This window comes from Marinobacter psychrophilus, assembly GCF_001043175.1.
Classification (GTDB): domain Bacteria; phylum Pseudomonadota; class Gammaproteobacteria; order Pseudomonadales; family Oleiphilaceae; genus Marinobacter; species Marinobacter psychrophilus.
In genome coordinates, this window is record NZ_CP011494.1 from 3,894,632 (window position 1) to 3,909,528 (window position 14,897).

Here is a 14,897-nt window from a genome sequence, read left to right on the forward strand (position 1 = left end):
GCCAATCATTGAGCAGGGCATTTTGCCTGTCTCGTCCGTTCAATAGCCGGGGTATCACACGTCAGCATCCCGGGCCCGGAAGGTCTGTATACACTGGCCCCAGCAATGGGATTGGTCTTAGCAGAAGGCTCAGTGCCTGTCTATCCTCACGGCGCGGGCAAGGCCAGCAACGTTGCGACTCCCGACTCGCTATTGGAGATGGTAAGTGCAAACGCGTATTTGTATAGTTTAACGTTTAATTATATTATGGTTTAACGTTAAACCATATATCAAATTAGGTGGTTCCTATGAACAGAAGAAAATTTCTAAGAATAGCAGGCTCTGCAGGTGTTATTTTTGCCGCTACAGGGGCAGGAATTGGTGCATTTGTGACCACACGAAATCCAGAGGCCGCGCAGTTGCCCTGGGCAAAGGCAGGTTCACACTACGCAGACCCGATGCGAAGCGCCTTGTCCTACGCAATCCTGGCGCCGAATCCCCACAACCGCCAACCCTGGGTAGTTGACCTGCAAAGTTCGACCGAAGCCGTGTTGACCTGCGATCTGCAGCGCTTATTGCCCGCTACCGATCCGTTCAGTCGTCAAATCATTATCGGTTTGGGGTGTTTTCTCGAACTTTTCGCACAGGCCGCGAGCCATAACGGCTATCGTGCACAGATCGTTTTATTTCCAGAAGGTGAACCAGGAGATCAACTGACGGCAATGCCGGTTGCAAAGTTAAAGCTCATTGAAGATCCACAGATACTTCCGGATCCTCTATTTGCGCACGCACTCCATCGCCGAACTAATCGCAATCGATACGACACGGCGCGAAGTCTTTCCCAGGGCGACCTGACCAAAATCACTAGCGTCACCGAACCCAGTGTTAGCAGCGTCGGTGTGATACAGGGGCCGCAATTGCAGGAGTTACGTGACCTTACTCGTGAAGCGCTACGTGATGAACTTCTGGACCCTAAAGCCTACCAAGAGAGTATCGAACTGATGCGCATTGGACGTGCTGAAATCGAGGCAAATCCAGATGGAATATCCCTGGGGGGCGCATTTCTGGAAACGTTGAGCTTTGTTGGTGTGTTGAACCGCAAAGAACTGGCTGACCCCGATTCCAGTGCATTTCAGTTTGGCCTGGACATGGCTGACGATCAGGCATTGAGCTCAATGGGATTTGTGTGGATTAACACAATGGGAAATAGTCGACACGAGCAGATTTCGGCCGGTCGTAATTACCTCCGTATTGCCTTACGCGTCACCGGCCTAGGCCTATCAATGCAACCGATGAGCCAGGCCTTGCAGGAATACACGGCGATGCAGCCTCATTACCAGAAGGTTCATTCGATGTTGGCCAAAAACCCCGGAGAACGCGTACAGATGTTGGCTCGATTGGGTTATGCCGATATGACGGCCCCTTCACCACGATGGGCACTATCAACCAGAACAAGGTCTCGTTAATGATTGAAAAAGATCAGACGCCGATTATGTTCCAATTTTTTACTGAAATTGGAATCATCGAACAACTAATCCGCGCGAAACTGGAGCGTGCCTTACCCGATGGGATAAAAATCTCACAGTTTACTGTGCTCCACCACCTAATACGCTTGCAGGGTAAATGGAGTCCGGCCAGACTTGCAAACGCATTTCAGGTGACCAAGGCTGCCATGACCAATACGCTGCAACGTCTCGAGTCTCGAGGTCTGATAAAGATAGAAGCTGACCCCAGTGATGGTCGAGGAAAGCTGGTAAGTCTAAGTCTGGCGGGGCGAAAAATGCACGAGAAATGCGTTAAGAACGTCGGCCCATTACTGAGCAATATCGAACAGGAATTTGATGGGCAGAAATTTTTAATCGCTCTACCATTTCTTGAAGAGCTGCGAAGCTATCTAGACGACAACCGTTAAGTTTCTGTGCTCTAAACCCGACGCCCTAACCTGCGAACTAATATTTGCTGCGGCACAGCCAGTTGACAGTATTGCCATGCCGAGAGTTATCACCTTCTTCATTTTTAATCTCCACGCTCAGAGGTTAATAAGTCAGGTTGTGAGCATATTGCCAACCTGACGCTTCAATCAGAGACGACAACTCCAAATCAATATCTGTTCTAACGCGTAGAATGGCACCCAAGTGGAATTACTTTGTTAGATTAATTTTGATATTTCCTGTGCTAAATCAAAATCTCTCTTCGATATACCACCGGCCTCATGGGTGGTTAAGTTTATAACCACCTTATTGTAGACATTGAACCATTCCGGATGATGATTCGCCTTCTCCGCAAGCATTGCAACTTGAGTCATGAAACCAAAGGCTACAACAAAATTTTGAAACTTGAACTCTCTGTATAACTTGCCTTCCTTGATACGCCACAAAATTTCCGAGTCTTTATTGAGAATTACGAGTGAAGCATCTATAGCGCTTTGACTGTAACTTTCTATCATCCAAACCTCCAAACAATGACCAAATTGAAATTTACATGAAATTTTTAAGTGTCTTTTAAAAAATGGTGCCTAATATATTTTAAAATATAACGATGAAATTCACGGGCCACCGAAAGCAGTCCTGTACGCTGAAGGGTCAGGCGTCTTCACGACTGGCCGCGAGTATTCTCTCCACCACAAGATCCATATCCACTAACGGATTTGCCGCCACCGAACGGGCCCAGGTCTGGCCATCCAGCACGCATGTTGACAACATACCTGGCGGTAGCGCCTTCACAAGTTCAGCGGTCGAAGAGTATGTGGGGCGAAACACATTAATGGCCGTCTGCGGTCTGCCCCACAATTCCAAATGATCAGACTTCTCGATGGCGTCTGCTAGCGAGTCCGCCATCTGCATGAGGTGGTCGAGCCGTTGGGCCATGCCCTCCCGACCCCAAGCAAGAAAGGTTGCCAGTAAAGAAATAGCAGCAGCCGATCGCGAGCCCTGAACACCAACATTGGGCTTTGATAGATAGTCACCGCCGAAGCTGATCGCTGCATTCGCTATGTCCAAGTTGCGGAACATTACCAGGGCCGAATCCTTGGGTTGAAAGAACCACTTGTGAGCAGATACAGCCACCGAGTCGGCGGCTTCAATGCCGTCGAGTATTCCGGAGTGGGATCGGCTAAGCCGGAGAGGGCCAGCCCATGCAGCATCAACGTGTGTCCACTTCGCTGCGCCGACCAAGTCTAACGGGTCGACCGCACCTGTCACAGTGGCTCCGGCAGTGAGAACAAGGCACGCGTCATCAAGGTTCGGGAGTCGGTTGCAGTCCAAGCGTCCTTTCCGGTCAACGGCAACCTTCACAAAATCAAGGCCCAGCAGGCGGCACGCCTTCTCAACGCTTAGGTGTGCGGCCTGTGAGGCGACGACCTTTTTAATGCCTACAGCATCACGTGCGGCCCAAATTCCTGTCAGATTTGCAATTGTTGACCCCGCGCAAAAGTGCCCGCCCTCCATGCCAAAGTAAGGTACCAGCCAACTCAAGACCCGTGCCTCCGCCTGGGCGCCAAAAGGCGAGGTCATTTCATGGAGCATGTTCTGGTTGAGACTGGCATTCCATAGCGCCATGGCCCAAGTAATCCACGGGGTTGGAGGGTCCATATGCGCCAGCGAAGTGGGCGAACCAAGTCGGGCGGCCTTGCCTAAAACGTGACCTGAGAGCATTTCCAGCACACGCTTATCGCCCAAGCCAGACTCAGGAAGCGTGAAAGGCAGCTCAACAACGTCACAGCTTGGCGACGCAAGTAGCTCGAGTGCCTTGTTCAATCCGTCGTGCGGGGAAAAGCTGGGGTCGGGAATACGCATACAAGATCCTGTTCGAGTCAGGTTTGGTTTGTTAACTACTCGTGCGTCGACCAAAGACACCTAAAGCGAAGCGCACCCGTGCCCTTGACACAACGATGCACAGACAAGGGCATACGTGTGGCGCGTATCGTTAGGCCTCATACCCAGCGTCGCACCTGCGTCAGATATAACCGGTAACCGTCACCGAATTTCTGAAGCATAAATCTTTCTTCTGGCTGAATTTGAAAGCGATTCATGTAGCCAATGAATAACGGAAGCAGGGCAAATGCGAAAACATGAGATAGATACAGCGCCCAACCCAGCAAAAGGAAAAAGATGCCCAAATACATTGGATTGCGACTATATTGATAAACGCCACAAACCACTAAGCTCGCAGAATCTTCTGGGGCACGCGGATCGACCGTCGTTTGAGCTTTCTTGAACTCGGCCACCCCTAAAGATGCAACGATCATTCCCATAATCCCAAGACTAACGCCGAGCAAAGTCGAGCCCGGAACCAAAAACTGAAAAGTCGGAAATACGTTAGCTACCCCGTACATCACGATGCCCAGAATCGTGAATTGCAGAACTGGAGGAACTCGAAGCTCTAAAGATTTCATGATCTCTCCGTTCTAAGGCCTAACGCGAAGCTAAGCGGAGCCCTGATCAAGGAAGCCAGTGGACGGCCGCCAGGCCGTGAACATGCTTAAGCGATTGGTTAAATGGCTGGGCATTCACCACCCCAAGTGTCGGCTGGTGCACTAGGGACCGGGAATGTTTTTTTGAATGTGAAAGCCTCCGCGGATGGGCCACGCTCTCGCAGAATGCTCAGCTTTTGGGCTGCCTCCTCAATTGACGGAATGTGACCGGCAGGCACCCACCAAAGCACCATGTAAGCCTCACCCATTTTGTGAAACCACTCTTTCTTACGGCGAATGATCTCAACGTGGGCAGACCGATAAACATAATTATGCAAAGCCTCGATCGAATCCCAGAGGGAAAGATTCACAGTCTTACCGGAGCAGAAATAATCAATGCCGGTAGCATCACCGTCTTTGGTTTGAAACCGCCAGACAAAACCCGGCGACTCCTCTGCCAACGTATTGATCCTATCCATATTCGCGACAAAATCCGAAAGCTGCGGCGAATCAATTGGAGCCAACAGCGTGGCAATGTTGAGTTGGGCAATATCATACTTAATCATAGTTTCCTCCCTGAAAACACTTAACACAAGGCTAAGCGGTGCCCGGACAAGGGCATTCGGTGGGTGGCCGGAAGCGCACTTAAGCGACGGGTTAAAAGCCATAAGCCCGCTCTACCTTTGCGACTCGGACTTTAAACTCGGAGTACCAGGATTCATGACCCAGACGCTGGGCTTCAAGATGTTCAGCGTTTTGCTTCCAATTCTTGATGGCTTCCTCGCTGGCCCAGTACGATACGGTAATACCAATATCCTCCCGCGCTGACTCTAAACCAAGAAACCCTTCCTGTTGCGCTGCCAGCTCCAGCATTCTGTCGGCCATTGCACCGTAGCCATAATCACCCTCGGTGCGAGCAGAACTAAAAATCACAGCGTAGTATGGCGGACTTGGAGTTTTAGCGATCCCTGACATAACGTCCTCTTGGCATATAAAACGCCCCGAATAACTGGAAAATAATAGTGGCCTAAACTTGAGCGAAGTGAAAATAGCCCGCTGTTATTCGTGGACTTCCCTCAATAAAGTGCACGAGCCCCCTCAGTCAATTTCTTCGAAATCTATCTGAGCCCGATGACCAAGGCCACTGTGCAGTCGCAGCGAGGGATAACGCGAAGCCGATTACAACCAGGGCCAAACCCAATAGGACTAATTTGAATGGCGGGCTTGCTGAAGTATTTGCCGCCACAATGCGCATGGCGAAGAGAGAACCGGCTGAAAGCACCAAACCTCCGAACGCTACAGCCCAGAATGAAATAAGGGCCACTAGCGGCATACCGTTACGGGGCAGATTGAGCAAAGGATTGGGCCTCGCTCTCGCTGAAGCCCAGGCAGCTACTTGTACTTCGCCGCAGTGATGAATTGGCTGAAGGTTTCGCACCAAATGATCACCGTATTGTAACTTTCCACGTCGACTCCTGCTGGAACATCCACCATGAAGTTCTTGAACGTCTTGATGTCCGAGACCCTCACCATGCCTGACCTAAGCCGTTTGAAGTCGGCTTCAGTTTCAACGAACTCGGGTGAGAGGTACAGCTTGTAGTCCGGCCCCGGTGCGAGCTCCCCAACTAACCCAATGTTCTTCTCTCCCACCGAGACGGTGCCCTCTCCCCAATGGAGCGTATCGCTGTCCTTCAGATCTCGTCGAAACTGCCCTGTGTACTTTGCCGTTTCGGCTTGTGCTTGTACTTCCGCCACTGACGGCGCTTCAGGTGCAATGATGATGGGCAAGGCATAAACGCCCAGACCAAACCCCAGAACCAGCGCAATAATGTGTGATACGAGTAGAGCGAAGAGCTTCATTGTGATTTAGTCCTGTGGCGAGAGGAAACGTTTCTTTGCGTGGCCTAACGAGGCTGTAGAAAAATACGATCAAAAACCATGTTTGTCCACTCCCCAATAATTAATGAATTTTTTGACGGACGCTAATCGCTTTTCTGTATTATTCTTATGCTTTACTTTATACCCAGAACAATACCTTATCTCAGCAATATCGGCACCTATAAAGGCTTTCTTGTCTCATTCTATCCCCATTGAGGGATTTCAGTGTTCTTCCAAAGCTTCTCGATATTATGCACCATGCAGTACATTAACCACTGGCCCGTGACTTTAGTTGTACCACGAAGACTTAAACGATTCAGTCTTTTGTTAGCACAAATATTACCGAAGACAGGTTCGATGACCCACATTCGTCGACTGTACAGCCACTTGCCTTTTTCGCTATCTATTTTTTTCTCCAATAAATCTAGATAACTGTCTTTACGTTTATCCTCAATTAAAAAAGATACTTGTCGAACTTTTCGTTTTACTTCGTGTTTCATGCATTGTGCATTGCAATGGGCAGGCTCTACAGTCTATTAGCATGCCTCTAAAACACATATGAGGACCGCTAGCTGTTTCAAAATTATCGCCCACATACAACATCTGCTTTCCATTAGGACATACACAGACCTTTTCTTAAATATTAACAACAAACTCATCACTAGAAAAAATAGTGCGTGCGTGTGGTTGCTTTATTTTTTCTTGTGGGCTTGCGCTTTTCTTTATGGTGACGGTACATTTCTGAAACGCTACGGTGACACAGGTCACGCCTTTAGATGTCGACATTTTGCAGGATTTATTATCAGTAATGTTGGTCTTGTTTGTGATGATCGCTGTCATCGTTTTTGGTTGCATCGTTGTTGATGTGTTTGTCGACAATTCTCTCTGCCCGCGCACGCATCTTGTCTGATTTCTTTTTAAGTTCTTTGTGTGTACCACTCTATTCTTTGGATGCGTTAGTGGGCAACTTACAACCATCAATAGCAAAATGTTTCTTTCCGGCTAATCCACTTTCATCAAAAATTAAGAGAATACGATGAAATAGATTTTTTTAAACGTGTTATTGCCCAATACATCTAGATAATTGATATCTAAGGAACCTCTGCAGATGTAATAATTCGTGTTGTTCGATAAAGATCAGCATGTTTTTCATTGTCAGCATACCCCACTGGCTCTCCAGCGCCTGCGTTTACGAACCATGAATTTTCCGATTTACGATCACCTAATAATTTTTTAAATTTAGCCGGTTTAATACCCAGTGCTTCAGCTGCAGTATTGTAGGTACAGCGAATCTTAACTTTGTTAACGTAGTCTCGTATTGAGGTGATTTTACCCTGAATTACAGAATCATCTTTCCTATCGTCTTCTGAAGAACCGACACCGACTCCTCTAGCTACATCAAACCATTTTTCTGGATCTTTACTCATACTGCGTTCTTTGCCTATTAGTGAAGCGGCAGGTGTCCTATGTATTATTCTGCATAAAGCGCACCCAGATTTGGAAGTTCTTCCGTTGTTTTAAGTTTGTCATTCCCTTTTTTCACTTTTTCAATAGGTCGGTTGCGCTTCGGAACAATGAGTTGCCTCATCTTTGAGTTAGGTGAGAATACGCCATAATAGCGAACAAGATTGTGGCGGGGTTTGGGTACCAGCGCAGCAAGCTTGCTCAGGAATAACAACAGAGGAGCCAGTATCAGTCCCGCGAAGGCATAACCCATTATTTAGATCCAGCTGCCTTTAAAATCACGTGTTTCTACCCAGGGATTTGAATGTCATTTCCCAGATAGCCTGCTGCATCAGCTTGGCTGTATCCATAGCCGACCGCCCTTCCTTCTCATCCATTTTCGCAGCCGCCGCGACTGCTGCCGAGCCAAATAGAATAATCATCATAATGGCCAGTTTTACCTTGGTGCTCTGGCGGGGTTTGAACAGATGCTTGGTACGCTCGAAGATCAGATCCACGCTTCGCTGTGTATCATTGTCATCCACTGCGCGAAATTCTTTGTCCGTGGCCGAGCCCATCCAGATATCACGCACGACCGGATCCTCTCGATGCAGCTGGTAGTAGCCATCCAATAACGCAAGGCTGATCTGCAATAGCTCATCAGTGGTGGCAGGCGGCACAGCCAACGCTTCTGCCACGCCCCGATGATTGGCCTCCAAATAGTGTTCACCGAGCCCTGCGACAATGGCGCTTTTATTGGGGAAGTACTGGTAGATCGATCCGACCGTGATAGCAGCTTTCACCGCGATATCGGTCATTTTCAAACCGGCGCAGCCCTTCTCCAGAATCAACTGTTTGGCAGCCTCCAAGATGAGTTCAACCCGCTGTTGACTTCGTGCTTGCTGAGGTGCTCGGATCGAATCCTGACGCTTGGAACTTGATTTCATAAATCATTACCTGGATTTTATTCAGTGATAGTCTGTAATTAGTACAAAATCAGCAGTAGGTATAAAGCATGTGCGGCATCTTACCAACCCATGGTTCAGCGCAGAAGTGAACTTCTACGCGCCGCTGCGATGGGTTCAGTGTGTCTGCGAGCTGGCTGTCAATCGACGCAAGCACACTGCCTGATGGTGCTGTTCCAGCTTGTGCGCAGCATGGTCCTGGCCAACTCCAAGGCCACTTGCCTCTGATCATCATCAAGCGTTTTGACCCTTTCAACCGCCGCTGCGCTCCAGTGCATGCTCAGCAAGATGACCTGCTTAACAGGCTCATATTGTCCGTGATCGAATTTGTGTTTGACTCTATCAAAGACGAACTCGACATGCTCCTGCACATACTGCGTGCCCATCGCACGTAGCTGCACGCCCGTTCTGACGAATTAGTGTTGTAGCTGAATGGAGTCTCCGGCCAACGATGATGTGGCTGCGCACTTGTTGAGGCGTTCGAAGTGGCACCTGACCCTCTAGAATGCCTTCATAACTTATACTATCTGACTAATGTTCAGTTATAAGGCATTGTGCGCTTCCGGTCAATCTATCCGTGTTTAATGAGTTGATTCACGATAGATTGTCGTCAAATGTCGAGATTTTCGGGTTCGTTTATTCAGCCATAAATATCGACTAAGTTTGTGTTATCAAATTTTAAAATTACTGTAACGTACTGTATTACATGCGTTATATTGACTTTAACGTTCCGATTCTGTCAGCACTTAACACTGCTCTATATCACTATCTTGAACAGCAATCACGCCTAAAATCTCTATGGCTTACCGTGCTGACACACCGCAAAACGGTCATCGCTTACCGGCAATCAGCATAAATTTCATTGAATCCATATCTGAATAATAATCATGTTTTGCTTGACAGGGCGATATCGTTCAGTAAAAATCTGACAAAGATTCAGATATGGTGATGAGCCAACATGAATCACCGAGAGCTACCGAACGCGAAATTGCAGAACCTATCGCACACGCCAATACCATTTAACGAGGCCAAAGAGCAAAACATGACTAGTCTCAAGTACATACAGGCGCCGCTGCCAGACCTGATTGGCCTGTCACCGATCAAGGTAAACCTTTATTCAGCGCGAACAATTGTGGGCAGGTGTACGAACCGCGCATTGTGCCGACAATTGATGTCAGCCCTTCTAGTAGGCATTTTGACCACGTTCTCGTTGCCGCTATTGGCTGACGCGGCGGCAAAGCCTGTCAAGTTAATGAGCATCGAGGCTGGCGAGGACGGGGTTAAGCGCGCGTTCTTTGGTCGAGTCACGGCACGGCAAACGGTGGACCTGGCCTTCCAGGTGCCAGGCCAATTGGTCAAGTTTCCAGCCATCGAAGGCGAATTGATTGCCAAGGGTGCGATGGTTGCGCAGCTGGATTTGGAGCCGTTTCAGTTAGCACTGGACCGGGCAAAAGCCTCCGAAGAAAAAACCATTCGCACGCTCAACCGTCTGGAGCAATTACAGGGCTACAGCCCCAGTCGCGCCTCGGTTGACGATGCACGGACCGCGTCGGTGATCGCAAGCGTCGCTACACGTGATGCAGAGTACGCTCTGGAGAGAGCCATATTGACCGCTCCCTTCGATGCGATTGTTGCGACGCGATCTTTGGCAAACTTCTCAACCATCGGTGCCGGTACGCCGATCGTGCGTCTTCACGACATGTCTGAGCTCCAGATAGAGATCGATGTCCCCGAGATACTGTTTCAGAGAACCGGGGATAACCCGAATCTTGAGTTGTCGGCGCGCTTTCCAGCCAGTGCCACCTTGTACCCGCTGGAGTATCGCGAGGTCGATGCCGAAGCCTCACGGATTGGACAGACCTTCCGCGTCACGCTAGGTATGAGACCACCAGAGGATCTACTGCTACTGCCCGGTGCCTCCGTCACGGTTTTCGCCACGATTCTAGATGCTCCGTCGGGCATCACGGTTCCGGCCTCGGCCATTCACAAAGGCCTGGACGGAGTTGTCTCGGTGCTGCGCTACGTGGCAGAGGATGATCAGGAGAGCGGCACGTTAGCGCTTACACCTGTGGAAATCCGTATCGGCGAAGCAGGCGATATCCAGCTACTCAGCGGAATATCCGAGGGTGACCAGATCGTGGCCTCGGGTGTCGATGTGCTAGCCGATCAGCAGCGTGTCCGTCCCTTTACAAGCTTTTAGAACAGTGGAGCGAACAGCATGAACATCGCACGCAGTAGTATCGAAAAACCATTGACCACCTGGTTGTTGATTCTCACCTGCCTGTTGGGTGGAATCTGGAGCTTCTTCTCACTGGGTCGTCTGGAAGATCCAGCCTTTACGATCAAGACGGCCGTGATCGTTACGCAATACCCCGGAGCCTCAGCCGAACAGGTAGCACGGGAAGTCTCAGAACCGTTGGAGAGTGCGATTCAGAAAATCGCTGAAGTCGATCAGATCGTTTCGATCAACACCCCGGGACAATCCTTGATCGAAGTAGAGATTAAGCCGAGCATAAAAAATGATGAACTGCCGGGCATCTGGACCCTACTTCGAGCCCGTGTCTCGGATGCCACAATCTCTCTGCCACAGGGTGTCTTGCCACCGAACGTGAACGACAGTTTCGGCGATGTGTTCGGTTTGTACTTTGCGGTCATGGCTGAGGGCTTCGATGATAGTGAAGTGCATGAGCTTGCCACCTACTTACGGCGTGAGCTGCTCAGTGTGCCGGGCGTGGCCGACGTGGATCTGTCCGGTCTGCCCGAAGAGGCTATCTATGTGGAACCCGATCTGGCCTTGTTGTATAACCAAAATATTCCACCACTGGCGATCGTCGGTGCGATCGCGCAGTCCAATTCGGTGGTACCCGCAGGGGCGATCAACGATGTTCGTGTGCAAGCCCCGTACGGCTCGGACAGTGTCAGCGATATCGCAAGCCTGTCCCTCGGCGTGGGCGGTCAGGTGATCAGCCTGGCAGACATCGCCTCTGTTACACGCTCTCGAGTTAACGATCCCTCACTGATGATTCGGCATAACGGTGCTGAGGCTTTCACCTTGGGTGTGGCAGGTTTGCAAAACGAAAATATCGTCGAGGTCGGCAAACGTGTCGAACAACGATTGACTGAGTTAAAAGCCTCCCTGCCCTACGGTGTTGAGGTCCAACCGATCTATCAGCAGCATAAAGTAGTTGAAACAGCCTCCAACGATTTTCTGGTCAATCTGGCGATGTCGGTGGCGATTGTCGTGGTGGTGTTGGCCCTGTTCATGGGTTGGCGGGCAGCAGTCGTCGTGGGCAGCACTTTGCTGCTGACGGTGGTGGGCACGCTGTTGTTCATGAAGCTGTTCTCCATCGAGATGGAACGGATTTCCCTGGGAGCATTGATCATTGCCATGGGCATGCTTGTGGACAACGCCATCGTGGTGGCCGAAGGCATGCAGACCGCTATGAAGCGGGGTCGTGCATCGCGAGAAGCGGCTCAGGAGTCGGCCTCGAAAACCCAGATCCCCCTACTCGGTGCGACCGTGATCGGCATCATGGCCTTTGCCGCCATTGGTCTGAGCCCGGATGAAACCGGTGAGTTTCTATTCTCGCTGTTTGCCGTGATCGGCATCTCCTTGCTCCTGTCGTGGTTGCTGGCCATCACTGTCACGCCACTCTTTGGGCACTACTTCTTTCAGCAATCACTGACAGACAATGATGATGCTTATGACGGTCCGGTGTTTCGAGGCTATGGCGCTTTGTTACGAATGGCGCTATCGGCACGATGGTCTGTGGTGGCAGGCCTTATCGTTCTTACTGTCGTCTCGTTCGCAGGCTTTACACAGGTGAAGGATCAGTTCTTTCCGGATTCGAATACACCGTTGTTTTTCGTGAATTATAAGCTACCGCAAGGCAGCGACATTCACCGAACTTCAAGCGATCTTCAACAAATTGAAGACTGGTTGGTCGAAAGAGACGATGTAGTCTCTGTGACCAGCTTTATCGGTGATGGTGCAGCACGCTTCATGCTGACGTACCCCACCCAACGTCCTAATCCCAGCTATGGGCATCTGATCGTTCGCACCCAGAGCACCGATGATATCGCACCACTGCAACAGGCACTTGAGGTCTACGGTCAATCGCAGCTCGTGGACGGTGAATTTCGGACCAAACGACTGCAGTTCGGGCCCGGTGGCGGGGATCCGATCCAGCTTCGCATCTCCGGACCAGATGCCACCACATTACGTGCGTTGGGCGATGAGGCCACCGCGCGTATGCAAGCCGCTTCCGATAAATTTGTCGGTATGCGCACCAACTGGCATGAACAGGAATTGGTGATTGTGCCAGCCTATGTGAAAGCCCGCGGCGAGACCGCAGGGCTGACACGCGATGAGGTAGCGGAGACCTTGCGCTTTGCCACCGACGGTGTTGAGGCGGGCGTGTACCGTGACAACGAGCGTCAGGTGCCGATTATTGTTCGCGCTCCTTCTTCCGATGAATTCGGACTCATCGATCAGATGGCCTATTCCGAATCTGCACAGTCCATGGTCCCCATCGGTCAAGTGATCGATGGTTTTGACTATGAGATACAAGACACGCTGATTCATCGCCGCGATCGTGTGCCCACACTCACTGTGTCCGCTGATATCTCACGTGATGCGACCGCAGCCTCTGTACATAATGCAATCCGCGCATCGGTTGAAGCGATGGCGTTACCTTCTGGCTACCAGATCGCCTGGGGAGGAGAGTATGAGGACTCCGGAGAGGCTCAACAATCACTGGCCAACCAGCTGCCCCTGGCGCTACTGATCATGATCATCATTTCAATCCTGTTGTTCAACGCTCTGCGACAGCCGTTGATCATCTGGTTGCTGGTCCCGATGTCGGTAAATGGCGTGGTCATCGGGCTGCTCGGCACCGGGCTGCCGTTCAGCTTTACCGCACTATTGGGGCTGCTGAGCTTGTCAGGCATGCTGATCAAAAACGGTATCGTACTGGTGGAAGAGATCGATCTAGTACGCGCCGAGGGGTTAGCCTTGAAAGAGGCTATCGTTGCCGCCTCCACCTCACGGCTTCGTCCTGTGGTATTAGCGGCGGCGACCACTATCCTGGGCATGATCCCCTTGTTGGGTGATGCCTTTTTTGTCTCCATGGCGGTCACCATCATGGCAGGGCTTGCGTTTGCCTCGGTGCTGACCCTGATCGCCACGCCGGTTTTCTACTACCTGTTTTTTATACGCGATGAACGCCCGCGTAATGGGCGCGAGCTTCGACTCAAATTTTCACAATCCGATAACAGGCCGACAAACAATGCTCCGCACCCGCAGCAATACTGACACGATCATCGCCAATATTGCCGGTTTCAATACACAGCATATTCAAATAACCACCCTCCCCCATATCGCCCAGCCGAGCTGATTTGTCAATCCAGGGGTTCCAGACCACGGTTGAGCGGCTGTTGTTGGTTTCAATGTTAATACGACGTTGCCAACCTTTGTCTTCGAGTGAACAGACGGACTTGGTATTTTGATAAATACGGTCAATTTCAGCATCAATGCAAATCGGCGTAATTTCGACTTTGCGCTGCCAATCATCCAGGGCATCAATGAACTGGCAACCTTCCAGACCCTTAACCGTCACATCCTTGATATCACTCACGGCAAAATAACTGTGTAACGCCTGACTGATGGTGACGGTTTCTGATCCATGATTGCGGGTGATCAAGTTCAGCTCAAGGGTTGCGCCGACGCTGACGTGTAGCTCTAGCTCGGTGTTGTGTGACCATAAGGCTAGGGGCACTTGCGTTTGCGGCAGGCGAAATACTACGTTAGTTTGCCCGGCAGCCGTCGTGCTGGTTTCAACCACGTCCCAAACAGCGGCTCTAACAAAACCATGGGCAGGATAATCCTCACGATCAGGATGCGCGCCAAACCAGGGCCAACACACTGGAATGCCGCCGCGAATGGTTTTACCCGCGATAAACGTCGCTTCGTCTGAAAGCCAGATCAGCGGTTGTTGCTCGTTGGCACCTCTTTCAGTACCCCTTTTATCTTCTCTTTTAACAACCCAAGACAGCACCTGTGCGCCCTGCAAGGCAATGCTTGCCGTGGCGTGCTGGTTAGTGATGTTAGCCACAATCAAATCGTCAGTCGCGTTGAATTGCAGCTGCCCTTCTATTGCGAACTGTTCGTTAAGTGTGGCAAGTTTTTGCTGGCTGGGCATTTGCTTGAAACCTGTGTTTAG

The 14,897-nt window shown here is 50.5% G+C and carries 15 protein-coding genes and 1 pseudogene; 5 read left to right on the forward strand and 11 right to left on the reverse strand.

Annotated features, from left to right (window positions below; translation table 11 throughout):
• Positions 1–287 precede the first annotated feature (287 nt).
• On the forward strand, positions 288–1,445 hold the full coding sequence (locus ABA45_RS17670) for an Acg family FMN-binding oxidoreductase (RefSeq protein WP_048388353.1): 1,158 nt from the start codon (positions 288–290) through the stop codon (positions 1,443–1,445).
• The gene (locus ABA45_RS17675) at positions 1,445–1,891 is read left to right on the forward strand and encodes a MarR family winged helix-turn-helix transcriptional regulator (protein ID WP_048388355.1); all 447 of its coding nucleotides are present in this window, start codon (positions 1,445–1,447) and stop codon (positions 1,889–1,891) included. The genes ABA45_RS17670 and ABA45_RS17675 overlap by 1 nt, the downstream gene beginning before the upstream one ends.
• A 237-nt stretch (positions 1,892–2,128) precedes the next feature.
• Here ABA45_RS17675 and ABA45_RS17680 read toward each other — a convergent pair whose 3' ends face one another.
• The 10 genes and pseudogenes from ABA45_RS17680 to ABA45_RS17725 all read right to left on the reverse strand — a co-directional run bounded on the left by ABA45_RS17680 (position 2,129) and on the right by ABA45_RS17725 (position 8,658).
• Positions 2,129–2,425 carry a 4a-hydroxytetrahydrobiopterin dehydratase gene (locus tag ABA45_RS17680; protein WP_048388357.1) on the reverse strand — a complete coding sequence of 99 codons (297 nt, stop codon included), beginning with the start codon at positions 2,423–2,425 and terminating at the stop codon, positions 2,129–2,131.
• A 136-nt stretch (positions 2,426–2,561) separates the two neighbouring features.
• Positions 2,562–3,773: a pyridoxal phosphate-dependent decarboxylase family protein gene (locus ABA45_RS17685; RefSeq protein WP_048388358.1), complete on the reverse strand. Its 1,212-nt coding sequence runs from the start codon at positions 3,771–3,773 to the stop codon at positions 2,562–2,564.
• 137 nt (positions 3,774–3,910) lie between these two features.
• Positions 3,911–4,372 (reverse strand): methyltransferase family protein, encoded by a 462-nt coding sequence (locus tag ABA45_RS17690; RefSeq protein WP_048388360.1) that lies wholly within the window; start codon positions 4,370–4,372, stop codon positions 3,911–3,913.
• 98 nt (positions 4,373–4,470) lie between these two features.
• Positions 4,471–4,956 carry a DUF3291 domain-containing protein gene (locus ABA45_RS17695; RefSeq protein ID WP_048388362.1) on the reverse strand — a complete coding sequence of 162 codons (486 nt, stop codon included), beginning with the start codon at positions 4,954–4,956 and terminating at the stop codon, positions 4,471–4,473.
• A 91-nt stretch (positions 4,957–5,047) separates the two neighbouring features.
• A complete protein-coding gene (locus tag ABA45_RS17700; protein ID WP_048388364.1) occupies positions 5,048–5,365 on the reverse strand; it encodes an antibiotic biosynthesis monooxygenase family protein in 318 nt (105 codons plus the stop codon).
• Positions 5,366–5,782: 417 nt separating this feature from the next.
• Positions 5,783–6,250, reverse strand: coding sequence for a DM13 domain-containing protein (locus tag ABA45_RS17705; RefSeq protein WP_048388370.1), 468 nt, complete (start codon positions 6,248–6,250; stop codon positions 5,783–5,785).
• A 221-nt stretch (positions 6,251–6,471) separates the two neighbouring features.
• A complete protein-coding gene (locus ABA45_RS17710; protein ID WP_048388372.1) occupies positions 6,472–6,768 on the reverse strand; it encodes a transposase in 297 nt (98 codons plus the stop codon).
• Between the two features lie 591 nt (positions 6,769–7,359).
• Positions 7,360–7,695: a hypothetical protein gene (locus ABA45_RS17715; RefSeq protein WP_227506076.1), complete on the reverse strand. Its 336-nt coding sequence runs from the start codon at positions 7,693–7,695 to the stop codon at positions 7,360–7,362.
• Between the two features lie 154 nt (positions 7,696–7,849).
• Positions 7,850–7,940, reverse strand: a pseudogene (locus tag ABA45_RS19845) (transposase); the annotation flags it as partial.
• Between the two features lie 70 nt (positions 7,941–8,010).
• On the reverse strand, positions 8,011–8,658 hold the full coding sequence (locus ABA45_RS17725) for a TetR/AcrR family transcriptional regulator (RefSeq protein WP_053076213.1): 648 nt from the start codon (positions 8,656–8,658) through the stop codon (positions 8,011–8,013).
• A gap of 140 nt (positions 8,659–8,798) precedes the next feature.
• Between ABA45_RS17725 and ABA45_RS19005 the strand changes: the two genes are divergently transcribed.
• The 3 genes from ABA45_RS19005 (at position 8,799) to ABA45_RS17740 (ending at position 13,990) form a co-directional block, all read left to right on the forward strand.
• Complete coding sequence (locus tag ABA45_RS19005) at positions 8,799–9,071, forward strand: hypothetical protein (RefSeq protein ID WP_157035568.1); 273 nt, start codon at positions 8,799–8,801, stop codon at positions 9,069–9,071.
• Between the two features lie 647 nt (positions 9,072–9,718).
• Positions 9,719–10,876, forward strand: coding sequence for an efflux RND transporter periplasmic adaptor subunit (locus ABA45_RS17735; protein WP_084708423.1), 1,158 nt, complete (start codon positions 9,719–9,721; stop codon positions 10,874–10,876).
• 18 nt (positions 10,877–10,894) lie between these two features.
• Positions 10,895–13,990, forward strand: coding sequence for an efflux RND transporter permease subunit (locus tag ABA45_RS17740; RefSeq protein WP_048388379.1), 3,096 nt, complete (start codon positions 10,895–10,897; stop codon positions 13,988–13,990).
• On the opposite strand, the gene ABA45_RS17745 is transcribed toward ABA45_RS17740, so the two are convergent.
• Entirely contained in the window at positions 13,929–14,876 is a 948-nt protein-coding gene (locus ABA45_RS17745; protein ID WP_053076214.1) for a D-hexose-6-phosphate mutarotase, read from the reverse strand. The two genes, ABA45_RS17740 and ABA45_RS17745, sit on opposite strands and share 62 nt — an antisense overlap.
• Positions 14,877–14,897 lie beyond the last annotated feature (21 nt).

Bases quoted from the DNA above. Each gene is read 5' to 3' on its own strand.
- ABA45_RS17670 (WP_048388353.1), top strand. From the start codon at position 288: ATGAACAGAAGAAAATTTCTAAGAATAGCAGGCTCTGCAGGTGTTATT.
- ABA45_RS17675 (WP_048388355.1), top strand. From the start codon at position 1,445: ATGATTGAAAAAGATCAGACGCCGATTATGTTCCAATTTTTTACTGAA.
- ABA45_RS17680 (WP_048388357.1), bottom strand. From the start codon at position 2,425: ATGATAGAAAGTTACAGTCAAAGCGCTATAGATGCTTCACTCGTAATT.
- ABA45_RS17685 (WP_048388358.1), bottom strand. From the start codon at position 3,773: ATGCGTATTCCCGACCCCAGCTTTTCCCCGCACGACGGATTGAACAAG.
- ABA45_RS17690 (WP_048388360.1), bottom strand. From the start codon at position 4,372: ATGAAATCTTTAGAGCTTCGAGTTCCTCCAGTTCTGCAATTCACGATT.
- ABA45_RS17695 (WP_048388362.1), bottom strand. From the start codon at position 4,956: ATGATTAAGTATGATATTGCCCAACTCAACATTGCCACGCTGTTGGCT.
- ABA45_RS17700 (WP_048388364.1), bottom strand. From the start codon at position 5,365: ATGTCAGGGATCGCTAAAACTCCAAGTCCGCCATACTACGCTGTGATT.
- ABA45_RS17705 (WP_048388370.1), bottom strand. From the start codon at position 6,250: ATGAAGCTCTTCGCTCTACTCGTATCACACATTATTGCGCTGGTTCTG.
- ABA45_RS17710 (WP_048388372.1), bottom strand. From the start codon at position 6,768: ATGAAACACGAAGTAAAACGAAAAGTTCGACAAGTATCTTTTTTAATT.
- ABA45_RS17715 (WP_227506076.1), bottom strand. From the start codon at position 7,695: ATGAGTAAAGATCCAGAAAAATGGTTTGATGTAGCTAGAGGAGTCGGT.
- ABA45_RS17725 (WP_053076213.1), bottom strand. From the start codon at position 8,658: ATGAAATCAAGTTCCAAGCGTCAGGATTCGATCCGAGCACCTCAGCAA.
- ABA45_RS17735 (WP_084708423.1), top strand. From the start codon at position 9,719: ATGACTAGTCTCAAGTACATACAGGCGCCGCTGCCAGACCTGATTGGC.
- ABA45_RS17740 (WP_048388379.1), top strand. From the start codon at position 10,895: ATGAACATCGCACGCAGTAGTATCGAAAAACCATTGACCACCTGGTTG.
- ABA45_RS17745 (WP_053076214.1), bottom strand. From the start codon at position 14,876: ATGCCCAGCCAGCAAAAACTTGCCACACTTAACGAACAGTTCGCAATA.